At 68.0% G+C, this 1,871-nt stretch carries 1 protein-coding gene; it reads right to left on the bottom strand.

Annotated elements, in window-relative coordinates:
- Positions 1 to 1,871: DNA-directed RNA polymerase subunit beta (rpoB, locus tag ACWEN6_RS40835; RefSeq protein ID WP_452577588.1), on the bottom strand; the 1,871-nt coding region annotated here is incomplete at both ends.

Here is a 1,871-nt window from a genome sequence, read left to right on the forward strand (position 1 = left end):
ACCGGGGTGCCGTCCTCCAGGAACGGCATGTCCTCCACGGGCAGGATCTTGGAGATGACGCCCTTGTTGCCGTGCCGGCCCGCCAGCTTGTCACCCTCGGTGATCTTGCGCTTCTGCGCGACGTACACCCGGACCAGCTCGTTCACACCGGGAGGAAGCTCGTCGCCCTCCTCGCGGCTGAACACCCGCACCCCGATGACCTTGCCCGTCTCACCGTGCGGGACCTTCAGGGAGGTGTCGCGGACCTCGCGGGCCTTCTCACCGAAGATCGCGCGCAGCAGCCGCTCCTCCGGCGTCAGCTCGGTCTCACCCTTGGGCGTGACCTTGCCGACCAGGATGTCACCGGGCACCACGTCCGCGCCGATGCGGATGATGCCGCGCTCGTCGAGGTCGGCCAGGACCTCCTCGGAGACGTTCGGGATGTCCCGGGTGATCTCCTCAGGGCCCAGCTTGGTGTCGCGGGCGTCGACCTCGTGCTCCTCGATGTGGATCGAGGACAGCACGTCGTCCTGCACCAGCCGCTGCGACAGGATGATCGCGTCCTCGTAGTTGTGCCCCTCCCACGGCATGAACGCCACCAGGAGGTTCTTGCCGAGCGCCATCTCACCGTTGTCGGTGCACGGACCGTCGGCGACGACCTGGTTGACCTCCACCCGGTCGCCCTCGGCCACGATCGGCTTCTGGTTGAAGCTCGTGCCCTGGTTCGAGTGCTTGAACTTCGCCAGCCGGTAGGTCGTGCTCGTGCCGTCGTCGTTGGCGATCGTGACGTAGTCGGCCGAGACCTCCTCCACCACGCCGGCCTTCTGGGCGCTGATCAGGTCGCCCGTGTCGGTCGCGGCGCGGTACTCCATGCCGGTGCCGACCAGCGGGGCCTCGCTCCTGAGCAGGGGCACCGACTGGCGCATCATGTTCGCGCCCATGAGCGCGCGGTTGGCGTCGTCGTGCTCGAGGAAGGGGATCATCGCCGTCGCCACCGACACCATCTGGCGCGGTGAGACGTCCATGTAGTGCACTTCGGTCGAGCGGACGTACTCGAACTCGCCGCCCTTGGTGCGGACCAGCACCCGCCCCTCGGCGAACCCGCCGTCCGCCGACAGCGGGGAGTTCGCCTGGGCGATCACGTACAGGTCTTCCTCGTCGGCGGTCAGGTAGTCGATCTCCTCGGTGACCCGGCCGTCCACGACCTTGCGGTAGGGCGTCTCGACGAAGCCGAAGGCGTTGAGCCTGGCGAAGCAGGCGAGGTAGCCGATGAGGCCGATGTTCGGGCCTTCGGGCGTCTCGATCGGGCACATGCGGCCGTAGTGGGACGGGTGCACGTCGCGCATCTCCACGCCGGCCCGCTCACGCGACAGACCGCCCGGACCGAGCGCGGACAGCCGCCGCCGGTGCGTCAGACCGGACAGCGGGTTGGTCTGGTCCATGAACTGCGACAGCTGGGAGGTGCCGAAGAACTCCTTCATGGCCGCCACGACCGGGCGGATGTTGATCAGGGTCTGCGGCGTGATCGCCTCGACGTCCTGCGTGGTCATGCGCTCGCGGACGACGCGCTCCATGCGGGCCAGGCCCAGGCGGACCTGGTTCTGGATCAGCTCGCCGACGTTGCGCACCCGCCGGTTGCCGAAGTGGTCGATGTCGTCGACCTCCAGCGGCAGGCCGGCCGACTCCTCGCCGGCGTGCAGCCGCACCAGGTACTCGACCATCGCGACGATGTCGTCCTCGGTCAGGACGGTGACGTTGATGTCGGTGTCCGAGCCGAGCTTCTTGTTGATCTTGTACCGGCCGACCTTGGCCAGGTCGTAGCGCTTGGGGTTGAAGTAGAGGTTCTCCAGCAGCGTCTGGGCGGACTCCTTGGTCGGCGGCTCGCCCGGGCG

The sequence above is a fragment of the Sphaerisporangium sp. NPDC004334 genome, from assembly GCF_053602655.1.